Source organism: Roseomonas sp. AR75, from assembly GCF_005222815.1.
Classification (GTDB): Bacteria; Pseudomonadota; Alphaproteobacteria; order Acetobacterales; family Acetobacteraceae; genus Falsiroseomonas.
Genome location: NZ_STGB01000005.1, coordinates 529,757 through 555,913, shown reverse-complemented (window position 1 = coordinate 555,913; position 26,157 = coordinate 529,757). Strand labels below are relative to the sequence as shown.

Genomic DNA, 26,157 nt, shown 5'->3' with positions numbered 1-26,157 from the left:
TCGAACAGGAAGCTGGTACCGGCCTTCGCCAGGCCGGGGACGATCAGGTGCCGTGTCGGCCCGCGGTAGCGGCTGCCTGCGCTCAGCGGAACACCATGTTGACGATGCGGCAGGTGTCCTGGGCGCGCCGTTCCTCGCTGCGCCCATCCATCCAGACCACGCGGATGTCGTTCACGCAGTCGCCCGAAACCAGCCGAACCGCCAGGTGCTCGCCCGGGTTCATGGTGCGCGGCAGGCGCTGCCGCCCCCAATCCTGTTCGCGGACGGAGGAGACATAGACCTCCCGCATCGCCTGGCTGCCGTGATTCACCAGGTTGAATGAGGGGTTGCCGTCCTGCGTCGCGCCGGATTGCGGCGGCGGGCTGCTGCCGAAGACCATCTGCGTGATGCGGCAGGTGTCCTGGTTGCGGCGTTCCTCCGGCTGGCCATTCGCATAGACCACGCGGATGTCCTGTCGGCAGCCCGCACCGGGCGCCAGGCGCACCGCGAAGGCGCGGCCATCGGGCAGCACGGTCTGGCCGAGCAGGTCATGGCCCCAGGTCTGCTGCGCGACCGGCGAGACATAGATCTCCCGGATCGGCTGCCCGCTGCGGTTCACCAGGTTGAAGGAAGGGTCCACCTGCGCCAGCGCCGGCAGGGCCGGCGCCAGCCAAGCGAGGAGCGCGAGCAGGACACGGCGCGGCGGCATCTGGCGGCGTTTCACCCCGGGCTGAACCGCCGCAAGGCTACCGCAACCGCGGGAGTGTGGCGATTCCCGTCAGCCCGCGATGCTGCGTGGCACCAGCGGCTCCGTCGTGGCGGGGCCGTCCCAGCCGGCCACCTCCTCCAGCGCGCCGCGGTCGAGGATGTCGAGCCGGCCCTTGGCCAGCGTCGCCACGCCATCCTTGCGCAGCACCGCCAGCGCCCGATTGGCGTGCTCCACCGAAAGTCCCAGCGCATCGGCCAGATGCGCCTGCTTCAGCGGCACCGGCGCGCCGCGGGCATCGCCGCCGCCCCGACGCTGGATACGGGTGTGGATCTCCAGCAGCAGATGCGCCACGCGCCCCACCGCGTCGCGCCGGCCAAGGCTGGTGAGCCTTTCGCGCAGGCGGGCGCGGTCGCGGCTCAGTCCCTCCGCGTAGGACAGCGCAAGGCCCGGGTCGCGGCCCATGAAATCGCAGAGCCGGTCGCGCGCCAGGATGCAGAAGGAGGCATCGGTCAGCGCCTCGACCTCGGCCCCGTCCTCGGTGCGTTCGACCAGGTCGCCGGGCAGGTGGAAGTCCAGGATCTGGCGGCGACCATCCGGCGTCGCCGTCCAGGAGAAGGCCCAGCCGGCGTAAAGGGTGAAGATGCCGTCGCGGATCGCCTCGCCGGCGCGAACCAGGCGGACGCCGGAGCGCACCTTCGCGATCTCGCCGACGCGCGCCTGCGGTATCACCCGGAACAAGGCGAAAGGGCGTACGGCGCACGCGGCGCAGGCGCCGGGCAGCGGCGTCAGGGTCGTTGTGCTGCGCGTCATGATCGCTTGTGTTCCCCAACCTCGCCGGACCCGCCGCCGCGGGAAGCCTTCCGACACAGGCAAGCTAGCGCCTGCGCCCGATCAATGGAATGCGATTTTGCTTAAACTCATGAAACTCTCCCCGTAGTTGATGCGCAAGCCTCGCAGATCAATGGCTTGGCTGCGCCAGCTTGCCCCGCGCTGGCGACATGGCAGGGTGGCGTGAGATCAGGGAAGAATCGCGATGTCTGGTTTTGCCTCGACGCATGATCTTGCGGACAAGGTTGTTTCCTTCGACGAGCTGGGGCCTGGCCTCTACGCCTACACGGCGGAGGGCGACCCCAATTCCGGCGTGCTGGTCGGGCCGGATGGCGTCGTCGTGGTGGACGCGCAGGCGACGCCCGCCATGGCGCAGGACGTGATCGCGCGCGTGCGCGGCGTGACGGACAAGCCGGTGACGCAGGTGGTGCTGAGCCACTACCACGCGGTGCGTGTGCTGGGTGTCTCCGGCTATGGGAAGCCTGTCGTCATCGCCTCGGACGCCACGCGCGAGCTGATCGTGGAGCGCGGGCAGCAGGACATGGACAGCGAGATCGGCCGCTTCCCGCGCCTGTTCCGCGGCAAGGAGACGATCCCGGGCCTCACCTGGCCGACCCATACCTTCGAAGGCTGCATGACGCTGTGGCTCGGCGACATGGAGGCGCAGGTCATCCATATCGGCCGCAGCCACACCGCGGGCGACACGGTGGTGTGGTGTCCGAAGGAGAAGGTGCTGTTCGCCGGCGACACGGTGGAGTTCGGCGCAACGCCCTATTGCGGCGACGCGCATTTCGCCGACTGGCCGGCGACGCTGGATGCGATCAGCGAACTCGGGCCGGAGAAGATGGTGCCGGGCCGCGGCCGCGCACTGCTGACCAAGGCCGACTGCGCCGAGGCTATCGCGGGCACCCGCGCCTTCACCAGCGATCTGTTCGGCCGCGTGCGGCAGGGCGTGGCGAAGGGCTGGGAACTGAAGGACATCTACGACGACGCGATGGGCTTCATGCGGCCGAGATACGGAAGCTGGGTGATCTTCGAGCACTGCATGCCCTTCAACGTCACGCGCGCCTTCGACGAGGCGAAGGGCCTGGACCACCCGCGCATCTGGACCGCGGAGCGCGACGTGGAGATGTGGAAGGCGCTGGAACAGGGCGCGCCGATGAAGAGCGCGGAGGTGCGGGGCTGACCGGCAGACCGCTTGCGGCTTGGCAAGATTTGCCATCATATTTGACAGATGCTGTCATCGCCGACTATGGTCGGCACGACAGGAGCCGCCCATGGCCACGATGAATGTCTCGCTGCCCGAGGCGATGAAGGCCTGGGTCGAGCGCCAGGCCGAAAGCGGCCGCTACGGCAATGCCAGCGACTACATCCGCGACCTCATCCGCAAGGACCAGGAGCGGAAGCAGGCCGTCGCCGCGCTGCAGGCCGCCATCACGGAAGGCGTTGAGAGCGGCACGCCGCGACCCTTGGACGCTCGGGCGTTCAAGCTCCGCATGCGGGAGAAGCATGTCATCCGATAGGGTGGCGGCGTATCGGCTCTCGCCGCGCGCGCTTGCCGATCTCGAGGACATCTGGCGCTACTCGGCGGAAACATGGTCCATCGCGCAGGCGGACGAACAGGTGGACACCCTCGTCCGCCTGTTCGAGACGATCGCCGGCATGCCCGGCCTCGCGCGGGAGCGGCATGAGTTCAGCCCGCCCGTGCGCATCCATGTCCATGACAGCCACCTGATGGTCTATGCGCTGTCCAGGGGGCGCGTCGTCATCCTGCGTCTGCTCGGGACCCGGCAGGACTGGCTGTCCATCCTGAAGGCGGCCGACCTGTAGGGACGCACACCCTCGATTGCTGCCGCCCGGTCGGCCGCGATAGCCTTCTTCACCATGCCCTCCACCTACGCAAACCCGCGCTACCCCGCCGCGCCCACGCCGCATGGCGCGGAGCATCGTCCGGTCGTCATCGCCGGCGCCGGGCTGGTCGGGCTGACGCTGGCGCTCGACCTTGCTCGCCACGGCGTGGCGGTGACGGTGCTGGACGAGGACGACACCGTCTCCTTCGGCTCCCGCGCCATCTGCTTCGCCAAGCGCACGCTGGAGATCTTCGGGCGTCTCGGCATCGGTGCGCGCTTCACGGAGAAGGGCATCACCTGGAAGACCGGCCGTGTCTTCCACGGCGACCGCGAGGCCTATCATTTCGACCTGCTGCCGGAGCAGGGCCACGAATACCCCGCCTTCGTGAACCTGCAGCAGTACTACGCCGAGGAATGGCTGGTGGAGGCCTGCCGCGCCGCCGGCGTCGAGATCCGCTGGAAGCACCGCATCAGCCGCGTGGTGCCCGACGAGAGCGGCGCCGCCGTCATCGTGGACACGCCGGATGGCGGCTACGCGCTGCATGCCGACTGGCTGCTGGCCTGCGACGGCGCGCGCAGCTTCATCCGCGACAGCATGGGCCTGCCCTTCACCGGCCAGGTGTTCCGGGACCGCTTCCTGATCGCCGATGTCGTCATCAAGGGCGACATGGCCTTCCCCACGGAACGCTGGTTCTGGTTCGACCCGCCCTTCCATCCCGGGCAATCCGTGCTGCTGCACAAGCAGCCCGACGATGTCTGGCGCATCGACTTCCAGCTCGGCTGGGACGCCGACCCGGAAGCGGAGAAGCAGCCGGAGAAGGTGATCGCGCGCGTGCAGGCGATGCTCGGCCCGGATGTGCCCTTCGAGCTGGAATGGGTCAGCGTCTACACCTTCCGCTGCCGCCGCATCGAACGCTTCCGCCACGGGCGCGTGCTCTTCGCCGGCGACGCCGCGCACCAGGTCAGTCCCTTCGGCGCGCGCGGCGGCAATGCCGGCGTGCAGGATGCCGACAACCTCGCCTGGAAGCTCGCCGCCGTGCTGGCGGGCCGCGCGCCGGAGGCGCTGCTCGACAGCTACGATGCCGAGCGCGTGCCGGCGAATGACGAGAACATCCTGAACTCCACGCGCAGCACCGATTTCATCACCCCGAAATCGGAAGCGGCGCGCGGCTATCGCGACGCGGTGCTGGAACTCGCCGCGCGGCACGCATTCGCGCGGCCGCTGGTCAATTCCGGCCGGCTCTCGCGCCCTGCGACCTATGCGGAGAGTCCCCTGAACGGCCCGGCGGGATGGGACGGCGGCGCCGGACCGGGCGCGCCGGCGCCCGACGCGCCCGTGCTGCAGGCGGGGCGACCGGAATGGCTGCTGCGCCATCTCGGCGACGGGTTCCGGCTGCTGGTCTTCGGCCCGCCGGATGCCGCGCTGATCGCGGCGCTGCCGCAGGGCGTCGCCGCCATCTTCGTCACGGCGGAGGAAACGCCCGGCGCGCTGTTCGACCATGCGGGCCTCGCCGCGGCGCGCTTCGCCGCGCCGCGCGGCGGCGCGGTGCTGCTGCGCCCGGACCAGCATGTGGCGGCGCGCTTCGCCGCGCCCGATCCCGCGGCGATCCGCGCCGCGCTCGACCGTGCGCTGATGCGCAACACGGCGGAGGTTCCGGCATGACGCTGCACGGCGCGCCCCGCATCGCCGATCCCGATGGCTTCTTCCAACTGCTGGTAGAGGCGCATCGCGACCTCAGCGCGGAGGAATCGCGCCGCCTGGATGCGCGGCTCGTGCTGATCCTGGCCAACGAGGTCGGCGACATGGCCGTGCTGCGCGCCGCGATCGCCGCGGCGAAGGATGCCGGCGCGCCGGTCAGCGGCGCAGGCCGCTCACCATCGCATCCTCAAGCCGGGTGAAAGCCTGGCCCAGCGCCGCCTGCATCGCCGCCGCCTTGGTCGGCTCATCGGCGTCTGCCGCCAGCGGCGCGCTGCCCGTGACGTTGAAGGTCATCAGCACGCGCGTCGTGCCGCCGCGGTCGAGCAGCAGCACGCCCGCGAGACCCGCCCGCGCCTCGCTCGCATAGGGAACGGCTTCCAGCGAGGTCAGCTCGCCCTCCAGCACCAGCGTCGCATCGGCCCGGCTGCCCGGCGAGACCACCGCGGAGAACAGGCCGGAAGCGGAAAGCCAGGCGCGCAGCGCAGCCTCCGTCAGCTCGCCCGGCGGCGCGATCCATTCGTCGTAGGGCGCGAGCCGGATCGCGCCATCCGGCTGCAGCGTGCGCAGCCCGACATCCTGCACGCCGGCCGCCCCGCGGATGCCGCGCAGCTGCAGCACGCCCGCGCCGCGCGGCGCCTGGCGCGTATCCGGCCGGCGCGGGCTGAGTGCGTAGCGCATGATCGGGATGTTCGGCTGGTTCAGGACCGAACACGCGCCGAGCAGCAGCGGCGCGGCGATCAGCAGGCGCCGCCCGGCAGCCGGCACGGACGCATGCTGGCGGCCAGCAAGGCTGGCCGAGGCCGCGGATGCGGCCCGCCGCGAGTGCGGCGAAGCCAAGCGCGCGGAGGCGCGCGCCGGCGATTGAGGGCGAAGCGCCTTGGCGCTTCGCACGCCAAAACGATCAAGAATCATCGGCGGCGCTCCGGTGGCGGGGGTGGTGCTCCGAACAGCGTCTGGGAGGGGGAGTTCCGCAGTTGCTGCGTCGTCGCGCGCAGGTTGCTGGTGACCGAGCGGAGGTTCTCCAGGATCGGCAGCAGGTCGGCCTGCACGTCCTGCGTTGTGTCCCGCACCGTGCGCAGCGTGCGGTCCAGCCCGGCGAGCGTGCCCGGCAGCGCCGCGGCGGCGCGCCGCAGCTCGGCCGCGGTCGCGCTGATGTTCGTCACGGCTTCGCGCAGCTCGTTCCCGGCCAGCAGCTCGCGGGCGGCGTCGGCAGCCCCGCGCAGGTCGGCGAGCGTCTGCGCGATGTCGCCATCCTGCACGGCCTTGCGCAGCAGTTCGGCGGTGCGCGCCGTCTCGTTCAGGATGGTCGCCGCGTCGCCGCCCGCGGCCTGCTGCCGCAGCGCCGCCAGCAATTCGTTCAGGTTGCTCATGATCTGGTCGAGCGGCACTTCCGACAGGCGCTGCATCAGCGTCTCCGCCGCGCTGCGCACCTGCTCCACCGTGGAGGGGATGGAGGGCACCACGGGATAGCGCGGCGTCCAGGGCACCGGCTGCGCGGGGAAGCGGGCCGGGTCCACGAAATCGAGCTCGACATAGTTCACGCCGGTGATGCCCTGCGCGGTGATGCGCGCGCGCAGGCCGAGGCGGATCGCCTCCTCCGGCCGCGGCGTCTCGCCCACGCGGTTGGTGTCCACCACGAAGCGCACGAAGACCAGGCGGAAGGCTTCGGTATAGGGCGTGCCCTCCGGCCGCCGGTATTCCGCGGAGACGAGCCCGATCTCCGAGACGCGCCCCACCGCCACGCCGCGGTAGCGCACGGGCGCGCCGACATCCAGGCCCTGCACGGATTCGCGCGAATAGGTCTCGAAGGTGACGGTCGGGCCGGCGTTGCGGTTGCCGGCCAGGAAGAACACGAAGCCGACGGCGAGCAGCGCGCCCACCACCACCAGCGCGCCGACGCGGAGATAGAGGGTGCTGGATTTCATCTGTGTATCGCGACGTGCCGGTGCACGTCGCCCTCAGGCGCCGGCGCGCCTCTGGCGCTTGGCTCGCCGGACCACCGGCGGGCCGCATTCGCGGCCTCCGGCAGCTTCGCTGCCGGCAGGTCGTGCGGTGCTGCTGCGTTCCTCATGCCGCCTCGCGCCGGAAGAAGGCCCGGACCGTGGGCTGGGTGCTCTCGTCGCGCAGCTTGCGCGGGTCGCCCTCGGCGATCATGCCCTTCGCTTCCTTGTCGAGCATGATGCAGCGGTCGCCGATGGCAAGGATGGAAGCCAGCTCATGCGTCACCACCACGAAGGTGGTGCCGAGCGTGCGCGACAGGTCACGGATCATGTCGTCCAGGCCCGCGGAGGTGATCGGATCGAGCCCCGCCGAAGGCTCGTCCAGGAACAGGATGGGCGGATCGAGCGCCAGCGCGCGCGCAACCCCCGCACGCTTCAGCATGCCGCCCGAGACCTCCGACGGCAGGCGGTTCGCCGCTTCCGAAAGCCCGACCAGTCCAAGCTTGGCGCGCGCCACCTCCGCCCGCGCCGCGCTGCCCAGCGAGGTGTGCTCGGCCAGCGGCATCTCCACATTCTCGAGCAGCGTCTGGGAGCCGAACAGCGCGCCCTGCTGCCACATCACGCCGATGCGCGTCAGCAGGTCCAGCCGCGCCTGGCCCTCGGTGGCCCAGACATCGGTGCCGAGGATCGTGACCGTGCCCGCCAGCGGCGGCACCAGCCCGATCATCAGCTTCAGCAGCGTGGACTTGCCGCAGCCGGAGCCGCCGAGGATCACGAAGACCTCGCCGCGCCTCACCTCGAAGGTGACGTCGCGGAACAGGATGTTGCTGCCGAAGCCGGCGGTGATCCCCTCGCAGTGGATCACGGCCTCGGCATCGCCCGCTTGTGCCGTCACCAGCCAAGCCTCTCGTACAGCACCGCGAACAGGCCATCGAGCAGGATGATGGAGACGATGCCGCCCACCACCGCGCTGGTCGCCGCATCGCCCACCGCGCGCGGGCCACGCCCGGCGCCGAGGCCGGCGCGGCAGCCGATGGCGGCGATCGCCAGGCCGAAGAAGCAGGCCTTGAACAGCCCGCCCAGCATGTCGCCCAGGTGCAGCCATTGCGAAAGCTGCTGCATCACCGTGGTCAGCGGGAAGCCGAACAGCCCCATGATCAGCGCCATGCCGGCCAGCCCCGCCAGCGTCAGCAGCAGCGACAGCACCGGCATCACCAACACGCCCGCCATCACGCGCGGCAGCACCAGCAGCCCCATCGGGTCCACGCCCATGATGCGCAGCGCCGCCACCTCCTCGTTCACGCTCATCGTGCCGAGTTCGGCGGCATAGGCGCTGCCGGTGCGCCCGGCCAGGATCACGCCGGCCATCAGCGGCCCGAGTTCGCGCAGCAGGGAGATGCCGACCAGGTTGGGCACGAAGATCTCCGCGCCGAAGCGGCGCAGCGGGATCGCGCTCTGGAAGGCCAGGATCACGCCCAGCAGGAAGCCCAGCAGCAGGGTCAGCGGGAAGGCACGGGTGCCGGCCTCGTCCAGGTGGCGCAGCACCTCCCCCAGGCGCAGCCGCCAGGGCCGCAGCAGCGTGCCGAGCGCGATCAGCGTCAACTCGCCCAGGAAGCCGACGCTGCCCAGCGCGTTGCGTCCGGCATTCCAGGTCGCCTTGCCGATCCGTGCCAGCAGCGGCAGCCCCTTCTCCGGCTTCGGCCGCGGCGCGGCGAGCGCGGTGCGCACCCGCTCCAGCACGTCGGTCACCTTCGGGGGCGCGCCGCGGATGCTGTTGCCGCTGCCCGCCGCCTCCGCGGTCAGCAGCAGCGTGGCGCCCGTCGTATCCAGCGCGGTGACGCCGGCGACATCCAGCACCACCGGTCCGCCGGCGGCCTGCGCCATCAGCTTCGGCCACAGGTCGGATGCCGCCATCGTGTCCAGCCGGCCGGCAAGCGTCACCACGCCCGAATCCACGGTCATCGCACAGCCGCCCGGGGGGGCGTCCGACAGGGCGCCTCCTCGGGCGGTCCGGGCCTCACTCATCCGGCATCAATTCGGTGGCGCAGCGCCGCGGTCAAGCCGTGGCCGCGATGGCGTGTTCGGCCGCCCGGCCGCCGGAGAGCCAGGCGCCGGCCACCGTGCCGGCCAGGCTCGGGTGGCAGGCCTCTCCGGCGAAGCACAACCGGCCGCCTGCCAGCGGCGCCGCCAGCACGGCGCGCGCGCCGGCCGCGCCGATCCGCGCATGGCTGTAGGCGCCGCGGGTCCAGGGGTCGGTCACCCAGCCGGAGACCAGCGCACCCGGCCGGAAGGCGTCCGGTGCGCGGGTGCCGAGCCGCGCCGCGATCTCCGCGCGCAGCAGCGACTCGGCCGCCTGCGGGCCTTCCCGTGCCGCCTCCACCGCAAGAGGGCCGCCGATCCAGGCGCTGGCGAGGGGCCGCCCCTGCGGCCAGAAGGTGATGGGGATCAGGTCCTCGCCCGGTCCCACCTGCCGGTCGGTGGAGCAGTGATCGGGCAGGCCGAGCCGGTCCGCGCCCTTCGCCGCCAGCGCGATCTTGATCGCGGCACCCAGGGGCAGGTCCTCCGCGGCCTGGGCGATCTCCGGCAAGGCGGGGTCGAGGCGGAGCGCGCCGGCGGCCAGAACCGTGGTCGGCAGGGTGCAGATCACCGCCCGCGCGCGCAGGCTGCCGAAGGCGCCCTCCGCAACCGCTTCGGTGCCACCCCAGCGCAGCCGTTCCACCGGCGCAGCCAGTGTCACGGGCAGCCCTTCGCCCAGCCGGGCGACCAGCGCGCCCAGCCCGCCCTCGGGCAGCAGGTTCGCGCCGGAGAGCAGCGTCGCGGCGAAATCCCGCAGGCTGATCGCCTCGAGCGGCCAGGCGGCGATGACGCGGCCCTGCCAGGCGGCGACGGTGGCGTCCCAGGGGCCGCCTTGCGGCGCGGCCTCGGCGGCGGCGATGTCGGGGCCGGGCTGCGCGGCGCGGTCGCGGATCGTGGTCTCGAAGGCGCCCCAGGCCGCGTCGTATGCGGCGTCCTCCGCCTTCGTGATGCGCCGGTCGCCGACGAAGGTGATCTCGTTGCGCAGCGCGTCGCTGTCGGCGAGGGCGATACCGAGGCCGCGCGCGAGATCGGTCAGCGGGTTGTGCTCGGCATCGTGCAGCCAGGTCGCGCCGAGGTCGAAGGGGAGGCCGAGGCTGGTGTCGGTCAGCGCCCGTCCGCCGATCCGGTCGCGCGCCTCCAGCACGCGCACGCTGCGCCCTGCCGCGATCGCCGCGCGCGCGGCGGCGATGCCGGCGACGCCCGCGCCGATCACCAGGATGTCGCAATCGCTCACGGCGCGAGCGATTCCAGCGCGCTGATCAGCACCGCCGCCGCCACGGACACGTTCAGGCTCTCCACCCGTCCCGACCCCGGCAGCGTCACGCGATGCGCGCAGGCGCCGATGGCAGCGGCGTTCGGCCCGGTCTCCTCATTGCCCAGCAGCAGCGCGAAAGGCTTGTTCCGCGGCAGCGCCGCCGGCGCGACGCCGCCCTGCGACACCGCCGCGACGGTGGTGAAGCGCGGCGCCATGGCGCGCAGCGCCACCGGCAGGCTGGCAACGCGGTAAAGCGCCAGATGCTCCAGACCACCTTCCGCCGTACGATAGGCGGCGTCCGACAGCCCCGCCTGGCGCGCGTCGCCCGACAGCAGCAGCCCCGCGCAGCCGAAGAACGCCGCGCTGCGCGCGATGGCACCGAGATTGTGCGGGTTGCCCACGGCATCCAGCACCGGCAGCACGCGCGCCGCCAGCAGCGCGGTGGGGAAGGGCGCGCCAAGCTCCGGCACGGCGCGCGCCTCCGCCACCGCGACGATGCCGCCATGATGCGGCGTGCCGGCGATGCGGGCGAGTTCCTCCTGCGGCACCTCGCGATAAGGCTTGCGCGCGGCGGCGAGTTCCTTGCAGAGCGGCCCGGCCTCGCGCCGGCGCGTCGGCAGGTAGAACAGCCGCAGCACGGAGGCCGGCCGGCGCGCGAACAGCGCGGCCACCGCGGCGAGGCCGGCGATGCGCTCGGTCTGGGCGGCGTTCAAGGCGCGGCGGCGGGGGCTGGCGCGGCGGGCGCCACCTGGCCCGTGGCAAGGAACTGCTGGTTGCGCTGGCGCAGCGCCGCCGCCTCGTCGTCATAGAGGAAGGGCAGAGTCGCGTAGCGTCGTCCCTGCGTCACCGGCCGCGCCTCGTGCAGCAGCGAGCAGGAGAACACCACGGCGCCGCCGAGCGGCGCGCGATAGGTCTGCGGCCCGAATTCCGGGAAGCAGAGATCGCCGCCTTCGTATTCCCCGGTGTTCAGGTTGATCGTCACCGCGAATTTCCGGTGCGCGGTGCCGAGCGTGGTGTTGTCGCGATGCGCGCGGAAGAAGCCCTGCTCGGCGGAATCGTAGCAGGCGACGATGTAGCGCTCGATCCGCGTGGCCTTGAAGGCGAAGGCGCGCTGGATCTCCGGCACCAGCCGCGCGACCAGCCGCGCACGGAACTGGGCCTGCATCGCCGCATCCTCGATGACGGCATCCTTGCGCCGCTTGTGCCCGGCATCGAGCAGCCCCACCGTCTTGCCGCCCACGTCGCGCATGAAGCCGCTCTCGCCGCCGCCCTGCGCCTCATAGAGGGCGATCAGCGTGCGGCAGAAGGCCGGCTCGAACACCCGCGGCACGATCAGCACCGGCGCATGCAGCGGGACGCCGGCATGCTGCGCGGGCGGCGGCAGCATCGCCAGCGTCGCCATCGCCTGCGCGCCCTCCTCCAGCGGCCAGAGGCCGAAGACGCGCAGCATCGGGTCCAGCAGCAGCCAGCCGGTGCAGGGCGTGCCGTCCTGGTCCTCGGCGCGCAGGGCGCGGCGCGCGCTGCCGTCGTCGTCCCACAGCACGCGGATGCCCGTGCCGTCCTTCAGCCGTCCGGCGCGATCATCCGCGGGATCGGTGCCGAGGATGATCATGTAGGCGTTGTCGGTATCCAGCCGCTGCGCATGCGGCGCCACCATCGCCGCCAGCCGCTCCGACTTGCCGGGCTCGGCGAGCGAACCCGGGATCAGCACCATCAGCCAGCGCCCGGCCAGCGTGTTGAAGGCGAAGCGCGGATTGACGGCGGAGCGCGCGTGGAAATCGGCGACCGGCTCGCCGATGCTGGTGCGCGGGCGGATCATGCGGGCGGCCTCCCCAACGCCGACAGCACCGCCGGCGGCACGTCGATGCCGTCCGCTGCCGCCCGGCGGGCAAGCGCCGCGCGCCGGCTGCCGGGCAGGCGCACGCCGGGATCGGCGAGCATCGCCGACAGCAGCGTCTCCAGCCGCTCGCCGAAGGCGTCATGCCCGGCCAGCGCGCCGGGATCGATCGCCAGGATCGCCTGCCCCAGGCGCGGGCGGTTGCCCTCGGCCTCGAAGAAGCTGTCGGCCTCGAAGCCGAAGGCGGCGCCGGTCAGCGCGCAGCAGAGCAGTTCCACCACCAGCGCCAGCAGCGCACCCTTCGTGCCGCCCATGGCGAGCATCGCGCCGCCCAGCGCGGCCTTGGCGTCGGTGGTGGGGTTGCCCTCCGCATCCAGCGCCCAGCCCTCGGGGATCGGCTTCCCCTCCTTGGCCGCGACCATGATCTTGCCGCGCGCCACTTCGCTCAGCGCGAGGTCGATCACCAGCGGATCGTCGGCACGCCGCGGGAAGGCCGCGGCGACGGGGTTGGTGCCCATCAGCGGCCGCCGTCCGCCCGGCACCGGCATCGCGGCGGGCGAGTTGGTGAAGGCCAGCGCGACCAGCCCCTGCCGCGCCAGCGCCGCGACCGGCAGGCCCATCGCGCCGCTGTGGTGGCTGTTGGTGATGCCGGCGAAGGCGATGCCGTGCGACGTGGCGCGCGACGCCGCCTCCCGCACGGCGAGATCGAGCGCCGGATAGGCCAGGCCATGCCGCGCATCCACCAGCACGGCGCCGCCGCGCTGCGCGGCGATGGCGGGTTCCGCGCTGCCGTCGGCGCGGCCGTTGCGCAGGAAGCCCGCATACATCGCCACGCGCGACAGGCCGTGGCCGGACTGCCCCTCCGCCTCCGCCGCCACCAGCGCGGCGGCGGTCAGCGCCGCCATGCGCGGATTGGCGCCGGCGGCCGCGAGCGCCTCGCGCGCCAGCGCCTCGGCTTCAGGAAGGGACAGTCGCGCCATGCGTCAGTCGACCTTGATGTTCGCTTCGCGCACGAGCTTGGCCCAGCGATCCGTCTCGGCATTGACGAACTGGCCGGACTTCGCGGCGTCCCAGCCCAGCACCTGGAAGCCGCCCTCCTGCGCGCGGCGCGTGGTATCGGGGTCGTGGATCGCCTTCTGCACCTCGGCCTCCAGCTTCGCGCGGATCGGCTGCGGCGTCCCGCTCTGCGTCAGCACGGCGGTCCAGTTGGTGATCTCGAGCTCCGCGACGCCCACCTCGCGCACCGTGGGCACCTCCGGCACCAGCGGGTGGCGCTCGGCGCTGGTGATGGCCAGCGGACGCAGGCGGCCGCCGCGGATCTGCGCCAGGCATTCCGGCAGGTTGCTCACCATCAGGTCGAGATTGCCGGCGGCCAGGTCCGTCACGCCCGGCGCGCCGCCGCGATAGGGCACATGGGTGATGTTGTCGCCGGCGCGCGAGACCTGGCGGAACAGCTCCAGCCCCAGATGCGGCGGCGAGCCGTTGCCGGAGGTGCCGCCGTTCAGCGTGCGCGTGCGCGCCAGCTCCATCAGCTGCGCCAGGTTGCGCGCCGGGCTCTTCTCGGCATTCACCACCACCACCAGCGGCAGCGATCCCAGCACCGAGAGCGCGGTGAAATCGCGCTTGAAGTCGTAGGGCGCGTTGGGGAACAGCGTGTAGTTCACCGCATGCGTCAGCGTGATCGCCAGCAGCGTGTAGCCGTCCGGCGCCGCCTTGGCCGCCATGTCGGCGCCGATCAGCGCATTCCCGCCGGCGCGGTTGTCCACGACCACGGGCTGCCCGATGTTCTGGCTCATCTTCTGCGCCACCAGCCGCGCCATGATGTCGGTGAGGCCGGCAGGGGCGAAGGGCACGATGTAGCGGAGCTGGCGGTCGGGAAAATTCTGCTGCGCGCGGGCGAGGCCCGGCAGGGCCAGCGTGGCGGCAAGGCCGAGCGTGGTGCGGCGGCGGATCATGGGCGTCTCCCTGTGGTCTTGATCCCCGCAGAGTGGCGGCGCCGCGCCGTTGCGGCAAGGCGTCATGCCGGCCGCGCCTCGATGTCGGCATAGCAGACGTGGTCATCCTCTGCGCGCCGATGCAGGCCGGGATGCGCGCCGCCCGGCGGCAGCGGCGGCGCCTCCCACAGCAGGCGATGCGTCGCCGTCGCGGCGAAGCCGGCTTCGGCGAATTGCTCGAGCATCTCCGACAGGCCGAGCCGGTTGTTGTAGAGACCCGCGCGCCCCACCGCAGCACCTTCCCAGAAGGACGGCGCGAAGCGCAGATGGCGCAGCGCGCCGCCGAGATGGTCGTGGAAATCCACGCCGTGCAGTCCGATGCCGTCGGGCGCGCTCACCCGGCGCAGCGCGCGCAGCAACGGCGCCAGCGCGTCGCGCCGCACATGCTCCAGCGCGACTTCCGAGAACACCAGGTCCACCGAGCCGGGCGGGATCTCCGCCAGCCGCTCCGGCCCGCCGATCAGCAGCCGCGCGCCGCAGGCGGCCAGCACATCCTCATGCGTCGCGCAGCCCGAGAGGTCGGGCGGCGCAAGACCCGCCGCGCGCGCCGCCTCCGCCGCTCGCCGATAGGGGTCGAGTTCCCGCGGCGCATCGTCCTCGACATCGAGATAGAGGATCGGGCCGAGGCCGAGCGCCGCCGCGATGGGGGCGCGCCGCACCATCGCGCCCGGCCCGATCTCCAGCACGCTGCGCGGCGCGCGGCCGATGCGCTGCGTCGCCAGGGCGATGCGGTCGGCCAGCGGCGGCACCAGCCGCGCGGGATCGTCCGCGGCGAAGGAATGGCGGCGCAGCCCGAGCGCCCGCCAGACGCGCGCCGGCACCGGCAGGCTGCCCAGCACCAGCTTCACGCCGAGCTTCACCCACCACGGCACGGGCGCGCCGGCGGCATAGCCGGGCGGGACGAAGCGATCGGTGTCTGCGCGCATCGCGCCTCTCTAGCGCATTCCGCCGGTGGCTCGGAGCCACCCCCGGACTGGAGGCGGGGCATCCGCGCGCTCACCGGCTCGTGATGCGGGTCATTCTGCATCCGGTCGCCGTCCCCGCCCGTAGCGCGGCTGTCGCCAACCGGGAGAACGACATGACGATCCGCCTTGCCCTGCTCGCCACCACCGCCATGGCCGCCCTCGCGGCCGCGCCGGCGCTGGCCGTGCCGATCATCGGCGTCGCCGGCCCGGCGACGCTGGTGCAGTTCGACTCCGCCGCGCCCGGGGTCATCACCCGCTCCCTCGCCGTCACGGGCCTCACCGCGGGCGATGCGATCCTCGGCATCGACACGCGGCCTTCCAACGGCGTGCTCTACGGCTTCGGCCGGTCGGGCGGGCTCTACACCATCGACACCGGCAGCGGCGCGGCCACGCTGGTGACGAATGTGCCGAATTCCGGCCCGGGCTACGGCTTCAGCTTCAACCCGGTGCCGGATGCCGTGCGCATCGTGAATGCCAACGGGCAGAACCTGCGGATCACCATGCTGGACGGCGTGCCCATCACCAACACCGACACGCCGTTGTCCTACCAGGCGGGCGACCCCAATGCGGGAACGGCGCCGAACGTCACCGCGGCGGCCTACACCAACCAGAACCCCGGCCCGCAGACCGCGACGATGCTCTTCGACCTCGACGCGGCGACGGATGCGCTGGTGCTGCAGAACCCTGCCAATGCCGGGCTGCTGGCGACGATCGGCGCGCTCGGCGTGGACCTCGCCGCGGATGGCGCGCAGGGCTTCGACATCGACGGGCCGAGCGGCGTGGGCTTCGCCTCGCTCACCCTCGAGAACGGCTTCAACGGCTTCTACACCATCGACCTGACGAGCGGCGTCGCGACCCTGGTCGGCGGGTTCGGGCGTGCGGTGAGCGACGTGGCGGTCGGGACGATCGACGGCGTCGCGGTGCCGGAGCCCGCATCGCTCGCCCTCCTCGGCATGGGACTGTTCGGCCTGGTCGCGGCGCGGCGCCGGCGGGGCTGAGCGGCTTGGGTCAGCGCCGCTCCTCGGCGCTGGCCCCGTCGATCGGCGCGGGCTGACCGGCCGGCGCCTCGATCGCCACGGCGGGGGCGGGGAGGATCCCGTAGGGGCGGATGCCGGCCTCGGCGGAGGCGGTGGCGAGCAGCAGCGCGAGCGCGGCGAGGGCGATGCGGGCCATGGTAGGAAGGTCCTGTCCGAGGGGCGGCGGAAGCGCCGCCCGTGGGACAGGGTTCTGCGCCCGCCGCATTGCGGGCCGATGGCACGGGTTGTTGCAGCGGTGTCGTGCCGCTGCGCGGCGGGCGAAACGCTGTGTCGCGCGGCCGCGCTGCGCGTCACAAATTGCTGTCGCGCTTCGCCTCCTCCAGCAGCGCCACGATCCTGCGGCTGCCGAGCCATGCGGGCAGCCAGCCGAGCCCCGTGGTCAGCGCGCCGCCGAAGCTGCCGAGATGCCCGGAGAGCGCCCGCAGCACGCGCCGGATGCGCTTGGCGAAGGCGGCTTCCAGCTCGGCCGGGCGGAAGCGGCCCACCGGCCAGGCCGGCTGCGGCACCGGGTCCTTCGCGGGATCGCGGGGATCGCGCAGATGCGGCGCCAGCCAGACCAGCGGCACCTTGCCGGCGGCCTCGTCCAGCCCGTGTTCGCGCATCAGCCGCAGCGCCAGCGGCGTCGGCGCGCCATCGGCGGTGCAGGCCCAGTGGCGCACCACCACGTTGTCCACCGGCACGGTGAAGTAATGCTGCAGGAAGCTGCGGCAATTGTGCCGGCCGAGCAGGAAGTCATGCTCGCGGAAATCGCGGCAGAAGAAGCCGAGGAAGCCGCCCAGCGCGCCGCCGGCCAGCGGCGAGCGATCCTTCGGCCGGCCGCCGCCTTCCGCGCTCGGCGCGATGATCTGCCGGCTGAACACGTCCGATTGCGTGGCGAGCCAGATATCCACCGGGCGGAAGCGCGCCTGGTCCTTCCAGGCGGTGATCAGGGCGGAGAGGATGCGCGGCAGCGCGGCTTCGGCGTCCCGCGGTCCGGGCGTCGGCGGATCGGGGAAGGGGTCCACCATGATCATCGCCTGCGTCGCCTCCGCCGGCTTCGGCGAGAGCGGCGCGTCGCGCTTGATCAGCAGCGCGTCGCGGCAGAGATCGGTCGGCTCGTTGTTCGCGATGCCGCCATCCACGCAGAGCAGCGTCCCGCGATCGGCGCCGAGCACGTTCCAATCCGGCTCCAGCACCTCCCACACGCCCTCGTTCGGCCGGTCCGGGTCGTTCCGCGGCACGAAGACCGGGCGGCGCGCGCGGTTCTCCGGCAGGCGGCTCAGCGCGCGGGCCGGCAGCGCGCCGGGGAAGGCGCCGGAGGCGAGCGCGGCCTCGCCGAGCGATGCCCAGGTGGGGTCGCCGCGCGCGGCGTCGCCGGGCAGCGGCAGGTAGCTCGCCGGCGGCTTCGCGCCTGTCGGCATGGCGAGGAAATCCATCACCTCGGCATGGTCCATCATGCCGCCGGCGACCTTGTCGCCGCCTTCGAAGGTCAGGGTGTAGGGCGTGCCGGTGAGGTTGCCGACGGTCATGCGCACCCGCAGGTCGGCGATCCAGCCGCGATGCTTCGGCGCGTCGCTCGGCAGCAGACCGTCGGCGCGCTGCGGATCGGGCGAGAGGATCTGGTCCACCGCATCCGAAAGCCAGGCGCCGTTCAGCACGGAGCGGAACTGGCCGGCATCGAGGTCGGTGGTGTCGAGCAGGCGGGTGATGTGCGGCTGGTCCACCCAGGCCCAGGCGAAGGGGTTGCTGCGCCGCGCCGCGGCATCCGGCAGGCTGCTTGCGCTCATCGGCTCGAAGCTGCGATTGGCCCATGCGGCGACGGTGGCGGCGTTCATCGCCCCGGCCGAGGCGCCGACCATGGCGCGCAGCATGACCCGATGGGTGGGCACGCCTTCCAGGCCGGCCTCCCGCGCCGCCTCGAAGGCGTCCATCGCCTCGAACAACAGGTCGAGCACGCCGGCGGTATAGGCGCCGGCCGAGACGGCGCCGGCGGCGACGATGCCGATCTCGAAGGGCGGCGGGTCTTCGGTGGTGCTCATGCGGTACCTCCCGCGCCCAGGCTAGCGCGGAAGGGCCGCCGGGCGCGCGCCGATTCGGGCTGCCGGACCGGAGGGCGAACGTGGCATGATGGCGCCATGTCGCCCACGCTGAAGCTGCCCGACGACCTGACCGTCGCCGAGTTTCGGGAGTGGTGCCCGGAGGACGGGCAGCGCTGGCAGCTCGTGGACGGCGAGCCGGTGTCGCTTGCATCGGTGCCTGACGCGCGCGGGCGGCTGCTGGCGGAAGCCGGCCGCCTGCTGGCGAACCATCTGGAGCGCATTGGCAGCCCGTGCGTCGTCTCGACGACGCCCGGCATCGTCCCGCATGCCAATGCGCGGCACAATGTCCGGGTTCCCGATATCGGCGTGAGCTGCGCGCCGCCCGCCGCGAACCAGCTCGAGACGCGCGACCCGGTACTGCTGGTCGAGATTCTCTCGCACGGCAATGCCCGGCAGACCCGCGCCAATGTCTGGGCCTACACCACCATTCCCGCCCTGCGCGAGATCCTGGTCCTGCACCAGGATGAGCGGAAGGCGGAACTGCTCCGGCGCGCCGCCGACGGCACCTGGCCGAAGGAACCGGAGATCATGATCGAGGGCGATCTTGCGCTCGACAGCATCGGCTTCCGCGCGCCGCTCGCCGCGCTCTACCGCACGACGGCGCTGGCCGGCTGAGCGTCCGAGGCGTAGCGGAAACCCGCCCGCTCAGCGCGGCGCGGGCGGCATGAAGGGCCGGGCGGAGAGGGCGCGGGCCATCCATTGCGCCGGCACCTCCTCCCCGGCCGCCGTGGCTGCCGCGCCGGGGCGCGTGGCGGGCATCGCGCTGGCGAAGGCGATCATGAAGCCGATGAAGGCGAAGGTGAGCAGGATGGCGGTGCGGTTCATCGCGTGATCTCTCTCGTCCCGTGGGCGGCCGGCGCGGTGCCCGTGGGTTGAAGTCTGGCGGCCGCAGGTTTCGCCACGGCTTCACGGCTCGGCGCCGCATTGCGCGATTGCTTCGCTTGTTGCGCGGGGGTCAGTTCCGACCCGGCGTCAGGAACGGCATGTCGGTGAGCGCCTGCTGCACCCAGTGCAGCGGCAGGTCCCCGTTGCGATCCGCCGCGCGCATCTCCACCGGGGTCGCGGAGCGGGCCGGCGGCGTCGGCGCGGCGAAGGCGAGGGCGGCGGCGGCGAGTGCCAGCGCGCCAAGCAGCCCGGCGCTTCTCATCGCGAGGCCGGCGGCATGAAGGGGCGGCTGGCCAGCGCCTTGGCCATCCATTCCGCCGGCACTTCGGCGGTGGCCGGGGAAGGGGCCGCGGAGCGCGCGGAAGGCAGCGCCGAGACGAAGGCGAAGAGGAAGCCCAGGAAGGCGAACAGGACGAAGACGGTGGTGCGGCGCATGGCGCGGTCTCCTGCGGTCCCGGGCGACTGGCATGTCGCCGGTGAACACAGGATGGCCGCGTCGCATTTCACGCGCGCTTCGCGGCCGTTGTCGCTTTGCTTCGCCGATGGCGCGGGGGGAGGGGGGCTGTGCTAGGCTGCGCGCATGTCCGCCACCCTGCGGGCGCCGGCCAACATGACCGTCGCCGAATTCCTCGAATGGTGCCCCGATGACGGGCAGCGCTGGCAGTTGATCGACGGCGAGCCGGTCGCGATGGCCCCGGCCAAGGTCGGACATGGCGTGTTGCAGGCGCTGGTCGCGGCGCGCCTCGTGACTCATCTGGCCGACCGACGCAGTCCCTGCACCGTGGTGACCGCGCCCGGCGTCGTGCCGAAGGTCCGGGCCGACTTCAACTTCCGCGTGCCCGACCTCGCCGTGACCTGCGCGCCCGTCGCGGCGAACGACGTGATGCTGCGCGAGCCCGTGCTGGTGGTGGAGATCCTCTCCGCCGGCAATGCGCGCGACACCTGGGCCAATGTCTGGGCCTACGCCAGCATGCCCAGCGTGAAGGAGATCCTGGTGCTGCGCACCGCCACGCGCTGCGCCGAGCTGTTGCGCCGCGACGCCCAGGGCGAATGGCCCGCGCGGCCGCTGATCGTTACGGACGGGACGCTTGAGCTCGACAGCATCGGCTACGCCGCGCCGATCGAGGCACTGTATCCCGCCGGTGTCGGGCAGTAGCCGGGGCGTCGCCGCCCCGGCCGGTTTCCTGCGTCAGGCGCTCTCGTAGAGGCGCGTCAGGCTGTATTCGCGGTGGCCGAGGATCTCGGCCGCCGTGTGCTGGCCATCGGCGGTGCGGATGATGCAGTCGAGCAGCGCCTCGCCCGCATCGTCCATGTTCATCTTCCGCTGCAGGATGCCCGTCACATCTACGTCGATATGCTCGGACATGGTGCGCATCGTGCGCGGATTGGCCGTCAGCTTGATCACCGGCACGATCGGGTTGCCGATCACGTTGCCCTGGCCGGTCGGGAAGGTGTGCACCGCGAAGCCGGAGGCCGCGCAGAGCGTCACCATCTCCGCCGCGGCGGACGACGAATCCATGAACCACAGCCCCGGATGCGTCGGTTCCTCGGCCTTGTCGAGCACGCCGTCCACCGTGCACTTCTTGCCGATCTTCTGGATGTTGCCGAGCGCCTTCTCCTCGATGGTGGTCAGGCCACCCTCGATGTTGCCCTTGGTCGGCTGGCTCTCGGACAGGTCGGAGGTCTTGTTGGCCTCGACCACCGCCTGGTAGCGGTCGAACATCTTCTGGAACTGCGCGCGGATCTCCGGCGTCTTGCAGCGCGCCGCGACCAGGTGCTCGCCGCCGGTCAGCTCCGTCGTCTCGCCGAAGACCAGCGTGTTGCCGTTCTCCCAGAGCTTGTCGAAGGAATTGCCGACGGTCGGGCAGGAGGCGAGGCCCGAGGTCGTGTCGCTCTCGCCGCACTTCGTGCTGACCCAGAGGTCCTGCAGCGGCGCGCGCGTCTTCTTCAGCGCGGTGGCGTATTTCACCATGCGGTAGGCGGCGCGGGACGCGGCGGCGATGGTGTTGATGTCGCCATTCTGCTCGATGGCGAAGAATTCCACCGGCTTGCCGGTCTTGGCGATGCCCTCGGCCACCTTGCCGGCCCAGCCGAGCTCGATGCCGATCACCACGACCGCGGCGACGTTCGGGTTGCAGCCCGTGCCGATGATGGTGCGGAAATGCAGGTCGAGGTCGGCGCCGAACTGCAGCCGCCCGTAGGCGTGCGGGATCGCCAGCGTGCCCTGGATGTTGCGCGCCACGCCTTCGGCCGCGGCGTTGGAGATGTCGTCCACCGGCAGGATCAGCACGTGGTTGCGCACGCCCATCCGGCCGTTGTCGCGGCGCCAGCCTTCGAAGGTCGCGCTCTTGAGGTCGATGCCCATGATCGCGTTTCCCCTTACCAGCGCTTCGTCTTGACGTTGTGGACGTGCAGGTGCTCGCCCGCGCCGATCGGCTTCACCGCGCGGCCGATATCCACGCCGTATTTGATGATGGTGTCGCCGTTGCCGATCGCCTTGATCGCCAGCTTGTGGCCGATCGGGATGTCGTTCTTGGCGTCGAACTCGATCAGCTTGTCCTGGTCCATGATCCAGCCGGTGAGCTTCGTGCCGGCCTTCAGGCCTTCCACGACCACCACGCCGACGCTGTCGCCTTCGTCATGGACGACGAAATGGATCGTCATCGCGCTTCCTTCCCCTCTCCGTTCGGGCAGGCCGGAAGCTAGTGCGCGCTTGACCGCAGGTCAACTAGATGAGTTAGATGACCGCGTGAATGCCGAACCGCCCCTCTGGCGCATCATCCGCGATTCGCTGGAAGCGGCGCTGGCCGCCGGCGAATATCCCGCGGGAACGCCGCTGCCCTCGGAAGCCAAGCTCGCCGCGCGCTTCGGCTGCGCCATCGGCACCGTCCGCCGCGCGGTGGACGAGCTGGTGGCCGCGCGCGTGCTGGTGCGCCGCCAGGGCCGCGGCACCTTCGTCCCCGATATAGACGCGATGGCGCGCCTCCGCCGTGACGACGCCGACCGCACCGCCTTCTACTTCTTCCACATCCACCCCGAGGATGGCCGCCGCGTGCTGCCGGACACGGAACTGCTGGAGTTCCGCGGCGCCGTCCCCTGCCCGGCCTGGGCGGCGCCGCATCTCGGCCTGGCCGCCGGCACGCCCATGGTCTTCGCCCGCAACCTCCAGCGCATCGGCGCAAGCCCCGTGGTGCTGGACGATCTCTGGCTGCCCAAGGTGCTGTTCCCCGGCCTGGACCGTGCCGCCTTCGCGGGCCGCGACGGCACAGTCTATGGCCTGTATCAGCGCCGCTTCGGCCATTCGGTGATCCGCACCGACGAACGCCTGCGGGCCGTCGCCGCGCCGGCCCCCGTCGCCGGTCCGCTCGGCCTTGAACCTGGCGCGCCGGTGCTGCGCATCCAGCGCGTCGCCATCGCCATCGGCGACCGCCCGGTGGAGTTGCGCATCTCCCATGCCGATACGCGGCGGCACGAATACTTCAACACGCTCGCCTGACGTGGCAGAGACATCCCAGCGATAGACGGAGGAACGGCATGGCCGGCGTGTTCTGGTACGACGGGCAGTGGTCCACCGAGGAGCCGAAGCTCACCGGCCCCATGGACCACGCCTTCTGGCTCGGCTCCGTCATCTTCGATGGCGGCCGCGCGATCGAGGGCCTGGCGCCCGACCTCGACCGCCATTGCGCCCGCTGCGTGGCCTCCGCCAAGGCGATGCTGATGAAGCCCACCAAGACCGCGGCCGAGATCGAGGCGCTGTGCCGCGAGGGCATCGGGAAGATGGGGCCGAAGGCGACGCTCTACCTCCGCCCGATGTTCTTCGTGCGGAAGGGCCTGGGCGCGGCGCGGCCGGATGCGGACAGCACGGATTTCGTGCTGGCGATCTACGACAGCCCGCTGCCCGGCTTCACCGGCTTCTCCGCCACCATGGCGCCGTTCCGCCGCCCGGCGCCGGACATGGCGCCGACCGATGCCAAGGCGTCCTGCCTCTATCCCAATGGCGCGCGCGCGACCGCCTGGGCGGTGGAGCGCGGCTTCGACATGGCGGTGCTGTGTGACGAAGGCGGCAACGTCGCCGAATTCGCCGCGTCCAACCTGATGTTCGTGAAGGACGGCAAGGTCATCACCCCCGCGCCGAACGGCACCTTCCTCAACGGCATCACGCGCCAGCGCATCATCGCCCTGCTGCGCGAGGCCGGGGTGACGGTCGAGGAACGCGCCGTCGCGCCCGCCGAGCTCGACGAGGCCGACGAGATCTTTTCCACGGGCAACTACGCGAAGGTGCAGCCCTGCACCAACTACAATGGCCGCGCCCTGCAACCCGGCCCGATGGCGCGCAAGGCGCGCGAGCTCTACTTCGACTGGGCGGAGAAGACCTGGCGCATCCTGCCCAAGGCGGGCTGATCCGGCCACCGGTTTCACTCTGCGACAAACGGACACCTCCGGCGCGTTGCATGGCGCCGGGGAAGCGTGCAGGGAAGGCGGGTCAGGAAGGGCCGATCCGTCGATGACCATCGCAATGCCGGGCGCCACCCGCCGCCTGCTGCTCGGCGCCGCCGCCGGCGCGCTCGCCGCGCGTCACGCGACCATCGCCGCGGCGCAGACGGCACCCGCCATCAGCACCGATCCCGCGCGCGGGCGCCCGCCCAACCTGCTGTTCCTGTTCACCGACCAGCAGCGCGTGCTGCCGCGCCTGCCCACCGGCCTGTCCCTGCCCGCCCAGGAGCGCCTGGCGCGCAGCGGCGTGACCTTCAACGCGCATTACTGTTCGGCGGTGATGTGCACCTCCTCGCGCGCGGTGATGATGACGGGGCTGCAGACGCCCGACAACGGCATGTTCGAGAACACCGACGTGCCCTGGATGCGCAACCTCTCCACGCGGATCCCGACCATCGGCCACATGCTGCGCAAGGCCGGCTACTACACGGCGTACAAGGGCAAGTGGCACCTGAACGACAGGTTCGACAGCGAGGAACCCGACCGGCTCTTCACGCGGGAGATGGATGAGTACGGCTTCTCCGACTATTTTTCGCCCGGCGACATCATCGGCCACACGCTCGGCGGCTACCACTTCGACCATCTCGTCGCCGGCAGCGCCATCACCTGGCTGCGCCGTCACGGGCAGCAGCTCAACGCGCAGGGCAGGCCCTGGGCGCTGTTCGTCAGCCTCGTGAACCCGCACGACATCATGTATTTCAACACCGACCTGCCGGGGCAGCGCGTGCAGGACAGCGGCAACCTGATCATGCACGCCGCGCCCGCCCCGGATCACGCGGCCTATCGCGACCATTGGGATCTGCCGGTGCCGGCCAGCATGCGGCAATCCTTCGATGCGCCGGGCCGGCCGCGGGCGCATGCCGAGTTCCATCGCATGTGGAACTACGTGCTCGGCGAGATCCCGCGCGAGGAAGCGCCCTGGCGCCGCTTCAACGATTTCTACGTCAACAGCATTCGCGCCGTGGATGCGCAGATCCTGCGCGTGCTGAATGAGATGGACGCGCTCGGCCTGACCGACCGCACCGCCGTCGCGCTCACCTCGGATCATGGCGAGATGGGCGGCGCGCATGGGCTGCACGGCAAGGGGCCGTACGCCTATCGCGAATCCGTCCACATCCCCTTCGTGCTGACGCATCCGGATGTGCGCGGCGGGCAGGACTGCCGCGCGCTGACCAGCCACATCGACCTGGTGCCGAGCCTGATTGCGCTGGCCGGGGCCAGCGCGACCGACACCGCGACCTTCGCCGGCCGCGAGCTGCCGGGGAAGAACATGGCGACGCTGCTCGCCAACCCCGGCGCGGCGCCGGCGAATGCGCTGCATGAGGGCGTGCTGTTCACCTATAGCGGCCTCGCCACCAACGACAGCAACCTGTGGAAGCTGGTGTCGGAGGCGCAGGCGCAGGGCCGCGACCCGAAGGCGGCGATGCTGCGCCAGCGCTTCGCGCCGGACCTGCGCAAGCGCGGCAGCCTGCGCAGCGTCTTCGACGGCCGCTACCGCTTCACCCGCTACTTCTCCCCGCGCGAGCGCAACCGCCCGATGGACCTCGACGCGCTGTATCGCGACAACGATGTCGAGCTCTACGACCTCGAGGCCGACCCCGAGGAGATGGTGAACCTCGCCGCCGACCGGGGCGCGCATGCCCCGCTGGTGGATGCGATGCGCGCCAAGCTGGAACGCGCCATCGCCGTTGAGATCGGCGTGGATGACGGCCGCGAGATGCCGAACATCCCGCTGATCGATTGGAGCATCACGCGCGTGGACCTGTAGGCGCCGCGCCACCTCTCCAATTTCGTACACTTCCCTACGCAACCGGCCCGCGAGTTGAATGGACTCGCGGCCTTCCCCGCGCGAATCCTCGGCGCGTGCCGACCACGCGCCGAACCCTCCTCCGTGCCGCCGCCGCCATCCCGCTCGGGGTGCTCTGGGCGCGCGCCGCGAAAGCGGTTACCGCGCCGGAGCGCTTCCTCTGGGTGCGCAACGGGGCCGGCGAGGAACTCGCCACCGCCTATCGCGCCGGCGAGGAATACGACCCGCGCGCGCTGTCGAAGCTGCGGCACCTGCTGCGCGACATGCATGTCGGCACCGAGGGCCCGCTGCCGCCGCTGCTGGCGGACATGCTCTCGGTCCTGCAGGAGCAGTGGGGCTACACGCGTCCGCTGATCGTGCGATCCGGCTATCGCACGCCGCGCACCAATGCCTCGCTGGAAGGCGCGGCCCCGGCCAGCCTGCATCTGGTCGGGCAGGCGGCGGATATCGTGGTGCCGGGCATGGCGCCGAACGACGTCGCGATGGCGGTGTGGACCTTGTCGCGCCGCCTCGGCTTCCTCGGCATCGGCGTCTATCCGCGCTTCGTCCACATGGATATCGGCCCGCAGCGCGTCTGGACGCGCTGGCGGTAGGGCCTCCTCCCGCAAGGTCCGCCGCGCCCCCACCCGCCTTCGCCTCGCTCAGGCACTCTTCCCCGCTTCGCAGGGGAGGGATGGGACGGTCGCCACCTTCTCCCTCCCCCGCTGTGCGGGGGAGGGTCGGG

General features: G+C 71.8%; 31 protein-coding genes. 12 read left to right on the top strand and 19 right to left on the bottom strand.

What is annotated here, in order from left to right; all coding sequences use genetic code 11:
• Positions 1 to 82: 82 nt before the first annotated feature.
• Together E4T13_RS22160 and E4T13_RS22155 are read right to left on the bottom strand one after the other, a co-directional pair.
• Complete coding sequence (locus E4T13_RS22160; protein WP_137180520.1) at positions 83 to 688, bottom strand: hypothetical protein; 606 nt, start codon at positions 686 to 688, stop codon at positions 83 to 85.
• Between the two features lie 69 nt (positions 689 to 757).
• Entirely contained in the window at positions 758 to 1,498 is a 741-nt protein-coding gene (locus E4T13_RS22155; RefSeq protein WP_137180519.1) for a Crp/Fnr family transcriptional regulator, read from the bottom strand.
• Between the two features lie 223 nt (positions 1,499 to 1,721).
• Between E4T13_RS22155 and E4T13_RS22150 the strand changes: the two genes are divergently transcribed.
• The 5 genes from E4T13_RS22150 (at position 1,722) to E4T13_RS22130 (ending at position 5,265) form a co-directional block, all read left to right on the top strand.
• Positions 1,722 to 2,702: an MBL fold metallo-hydrolase gene (locus E4T13_RS22150; protein WP_137180518.1), complete on the top strand. Its 981-nt coding sequence runs from the start codon at positions 1,722 to 1,724 to the stop codon at positions 2,700 to 2,702.
• Between the two features lie 91 nt (positions 2,703 to 2,793).
• Positions 2,794 to 3,039, top strand: a complete 246-nt coding sequence (locus E4T13_RS22145; RefSeq protein ID WP_137180517.1) for a type II toxin-antitoxin system ParD family antitoxin — start codon at positions 2,794 to 2,796, stop codon at positions 3,037 to 3,039.
• Complete coding sequence (locus E4T13_RS22140; RefSeq protein WP_137180516.1) at positions 3,026 to 3,346, top strand: type II toxin-antitoxin system RelE/ParE family toxin; 321 nt, start codon at positions 3,026 to 3,028, stop codon at positions 3,344 to 3,346. Before E4T13_RS22145 ends, E4T13_RS22140 begins: the two co-directional genes overlap by 14 nt.
• Before the next feature lie 54 nt (positions 3,347 to 3,400).
• Positions 3,401 to 5,029 (top strand): FAD-dependent oxidoreductase, encoded by a 1,629-nt coding sequence (locus E4T13_RS22135; protein WP_137180515.1) that lies wholly within the window; start codon positions 3,401 to 3,403, stop codon positions 5,027 to 5,029.
• Positions 5,026 to 5,265 (top strand): DUF2783 domain-containing protein, encoded by a 240-nt coding sequence (locus tag E4T13_RS22130; protein ID WP_137180514.1) that lies wholly within the window; start codon positions 5,026 to 5,028, stop codon positions 5,263 to 5,265. The genes E4T13_RS22135 and E4T13_RS22130 overlap by 4 nt, the downstream gene beginning before the upstream one ends.
• On the opposite strand, the gene E4T13_RS22125 is transcribed toward E4T13_RS22130, so the two are convergent.
• From E4T13_RS22125 to E4T13_RS22080, 10 genes are all read right to left on the bottom strand, one after another.
• Positions 5,222 to 5,830: an ABC-type transport auxiliary lipoprotein family protein gene (locus E4T13_RS22125; protein ID WP_170985152.1), complete on the bottom strand. Its 609-nt coding sequence runs from the start codon at positions 5,828 to 5,830 to the stop codon at positions 5,222 to 5,224. The two genes, E4T13_RS22130 and E4T13_RS22125, sit on opposite strands and share 44 nt — an antisense overlap.
• A 143-nt stretch (positions 5,831 to 5,973) precedes the next feature.
• On the bottom strand, positions 5,974 to 6,990 hold the full coding sequence (locus E4T13_RS22120; RefSeq protein ID WP_137180512.1) for an MlaD family protein: 1,017 nt from the start codon (positions 6,988 to 6,990) through the stop codon (positions 5,974 to 5,976).
• 142 nt (positions 6,991 to 7,132) lie between these two features.
• Positions 7,133 to 7,900, bottom strand: a complete 768-nt coding sequence (locus tag E4T13_RS22115) for an ABC transporter ATP-binding protein (protein ID WP_206030269.1) — start codon at positions 7,898 to 7,900, stop codon at positions 7,133 to 7,135.
• A complete protein-coding gene (locus E4T13_RS30275; RefSeq protein WP_206030268.1) occupies positions 7,897 to 8,967 on the bottom strand; it encodes an ABC transporter permease in 1,071 nt (356 codons plus the stop codon). Before E4T13_RS30275 ends, E4T13_RS22115 begins: the two co-directional genes overlap by 4 nt.
• Positions 8,968 to 9,061: 94 nt before the next feature.
• Positions 9,062 to 10,315, bottom strand: a complete 1,254-nt coding sequence (locus E4T13_RS22105; protein WP_137180509.1) for an NAD(P)/FAD-dependent oxidoreductase — start codon at positions 10,313 to 10,315, stop codon at positions 9,062 to 9,064.
• Positions 10,312 to 11,049: an RNA methyltransferase gene (locus tag E4T13_RS22100; RefSeq protein ID WP_137180508.1), complete on the bottom strand. Its 738-nt coding sequence runs from the start codon at positions 11,047 to 11,049 to the stop codon at positions 10,312 to 10,314. Before E4T13_RS22100 ends, E4T13_RS22105 begins: the two co-directional genes overlap by 4 nt.
• Positions 11,046 to 12,155: a 2OG-Fe(II) oxygenase gene (locus E4T13_RS22095; protein WP_137180507.1), complete on the bottom strand. Its 1,110-nt coding sequence runs from the start codon at positions 12,153 to 12,155 to the stop codon at positions 11,046 to 11,048. Before E4T13_RS22095 ends, E4T13_RS22100 begins: the two co-directional genes overlap by 4 nt.
• On the bottom strand, positions 12,152 to 13,153 hold the full coding sequence (locus E4T13_RS22090) for an Ldh family oxidoreductase (RefSeq protein WP_137180506.1): 1,002 nt from the start codon (positions 13,151 to 13,153) through the stop codon (positions 12,152 to 12,154). The genes E4T13_RS22095 and E4T13_RS22090 overlap by 4 nt, the downstream gene beginning before the upstream one ends.
• 3 nt (positions 13,154 to 13,156) lie before the next feature.
• Positions 13,157 to 14,128, bottom strand: a complete 972-nt coding sequence (locus tag E4T13_RS22085; protein ID WP_170985151.1) for a tripartite tricarboxylate transporter substrate binding protein — start codon at positions 14,126 to 14,128, stop codon at positions 13,157 to 13,159.
• A 62-nt stretch (positions 14,129 to 14,190) separates the two neighbouring features.
• Positions 14,191 to 15,093: a class I SAM-dependent methyltransferase gene (locus E4T13_RS22080; RefSeq protein ID WP_137180504.1), complete on the bottom strand. Its 903-nt coding sequence runs from the start codon at positions 15,091 to 15,093 to the stop codon at positions 14,191 to 14,193.
• Between the two features lie 152 nt (positions 15,094 to 15,245).
• Between E4T13_RS22080 and E4T13_RS22075 the strand changes: the two genes are divergently transcribed.
• A complete protein-coding gene (locus tag E4T13_RS22075) occupies positions 15,246 to 16,130 on the top strand; it encodes a DUF4394 domain-containing protein (RefSeq protein ID WP_170985150.1) in 885 nt (294 codons plus the stop codon).
• Positions 16,131 to 16,140: 10 nt separating this feature from the next.
• On the opposite strand, the gene E4T13_RS30015 is transcribed toward E4T13_RS22075, so the two are convergent.
• Together E4T13_RS30015 and E4T13_RS22070 are read right to left on the bottom strand one after the other, a co-directional pair.
• Complete coding sequence (locus E4T13_RS30015; protein WP_170985149.1) at positions 16,141 to 16,305, bottom strand: hypothetical protein; 165 nt, start codon at positions 16,303 to 16,305, stop codon at positions 16,141 to 16,143.
• A 154-nt stretch (positions 16,306 to 16,459) separates the two neighbouring features.
• A complete protein-coding gene (locus E4T13_RS22070; RefSeq protein WP_137180502.1) occupies positions 16,460 to 18,187 on the bottom strand; it encodes a patatin-like phospholipase family protein in 1,728 nt (575 codons plus the stop codon).
• 96 nt (positions 18,188 to 18,283) lie between these two features.
• Between E4T13_RS22070 and E4T13_RS22065 the strand changes: the two genes are divergently transcribed.
• Positions 18,284 to 18,862 carry a Uma2 family endonuclease gene (locus E4T13_RS22065; RefSeq protein WP_170985148.1) on the top strand — a complete coding sequence of 193 codons (579 nt, stop codon included), beginning with the start codon at positions 18,284 to 18,286 and terminating at the stop codon, positions 18,860 to 18,862.
• A gap of 30 nt (positions 18,863 to 18,892) precedes the next feature.
• Here E4T13_RS22065 and E4T13_RS22060 read toward each other — a convergent pair whose 3' ends face one another.
• The 3 genes from E4T13_RS22060 to E4T13_RS30010 all read right to left on the bottom strand — a co-directional run bounded on the left by E4T13_RS22060 (position 18,893) and on the right by E4T13_RS30010 (position 19,567).
• On the bottom strand, positions 18,893 to 19,072 hold the full coding sequence (locus E4T13_RS22060) for a hypothetical protein (protein WP_137180500.1): 180 nt from the start codon (positions 19,070 to 19,072) through the stop codon (positions 18,893 to 18,895).
• Between the two features lie 130 nt (positions 19,073 to 19,202).
• The gene (locus tag E4T13_RS22055) at positions 19,203 to 19,394 is read right to left on the bottom strand and encodes a hypothetical protein (RefSeq protein WP_137180499.1); all 192 of its coding nucleotides are present in this window, start codon (positions 19,392 to 19,394) and stop codon (positions 19,203 to 19,205) included.
• Entirely contained in the window at positions 19,391 to 19,567 is a 177-nt protein-coding gene (locus tag E4T13_RS30010) for a hypothetical protein (RefSeq protein WP_170985147.1), read from the bottom strand. The genes E4T13_RS22055 and E4T13_RS30010 overlap by 4 nt, the downstream gene beginning before the upstream one ends.
• 145 nt (positions 19,568 to 19,712) lie before the next feature.
• On the opposite strand from E4T13_RS30010, the gene E4T13_RS22050 reads away from it, so the two are divergent.
• Positions 19,713 to 20,288 (top strand): Uma2 family endonuclease, encoded by a 576-nt coding sequence (locus tag E4T13_RS22050; RefSeq protein WP_137180498.1) that lies wholly within the window; start codon positions 19,713 to 19,715, stop codon positions 20,286 to 20,288.
• Positions 20,289 to 20,321: 33 nt separating this feature from the next.
• On the opposite strand, the gene E4T13_RS22045 is transcribed toward E4T13_RS22050, so the two are convergent.
• Positions 20,322 to 21,497: a UxaA family hydrolase gene (locus E4T13_RS22045; protein WP_137180497.1), complete on the bottom strand. Its 1,176-nt coding sequence runs from the start codon at positions 21,495 to 21,497 to the stop codon at positions 20,322 to 20,324.
• Positions 21,498 to 21,511: 14 nt separating this feature from the next.
• Positions 21,512 to 21,796, bottom strand: coding sequence for a UxaA family hydrolase (locus E4T13_RS22040; RefSeq protein WP_137180496.1), 285 nt, complete (start codon positions 21,794 to 21,796; stop codon positions 21,512 to 21,514).
• A gap of 85 nt (positions 21,797 to 21,881) precedes the next feature.
• On the opposite strand from E4T13_RS22040, the gene E4T13_RS22035 reads away from it, so the two are divergent.
• The 4 genes from E4T13_RS22035 (at position 21,882) to E4T13_RS22020 (ending at position 26,026) form a co-directional block, all read left to right on the top strand.
• Positions 21,882 to 22,628: a GntR family transcriptional regulator gene (locus E4T13_RS22035; protein ID WP_170985146.1), complete on the top strand. Its 747-nt coding sequence runs from the start codon at positions 21,882 to 21,884 to the stop codon at positions 22,626 to 22,628.
• Positions 22,629 to 22,666: 38 nt separating this feature from the next.
• Positions 22,667 to 23,533 (top strand): branched-chain amino acid aminotransferase, encoded by an 867-nt coding sequence (locus E4T13_RS22030; RefSeq protein ID WP_137180494.1) that lies wholly within the window; start codon positions 22,667 to 22,669, stop codon positions 23,531 to 23,533.
• Between the two features lie 103 nt (positions 23,534 to 23,636).
• Positions 23,637 to 25,394 (top strand): sulfatase-like hydrolase/transferase, encoded by a 1,758-nt coding sequence (locus E4T13_RS22025; RefSeq protein ID WP_137180493.1) that lies wholly within the window; start codon positions 23,637 to 23,639, stop codon positions 25,392 to 25,394.
• A gap of 95 nt (positions 25,395 to 25,489) precedes the next feature.
• Positions 25,490 to 26,026: a DUF882 domain-containing protein gene (locus E4T13_RS22020; protein ID WP_170985145.1), complete on the top strand. Its 537-nt coding sequence runs from the start codon at positions 25,490 to 25,492 to the stop codon at positions 26,024 to 26,026.
• Positions 26,027 to 26,157: the final 131 nt, after the last annotated feature.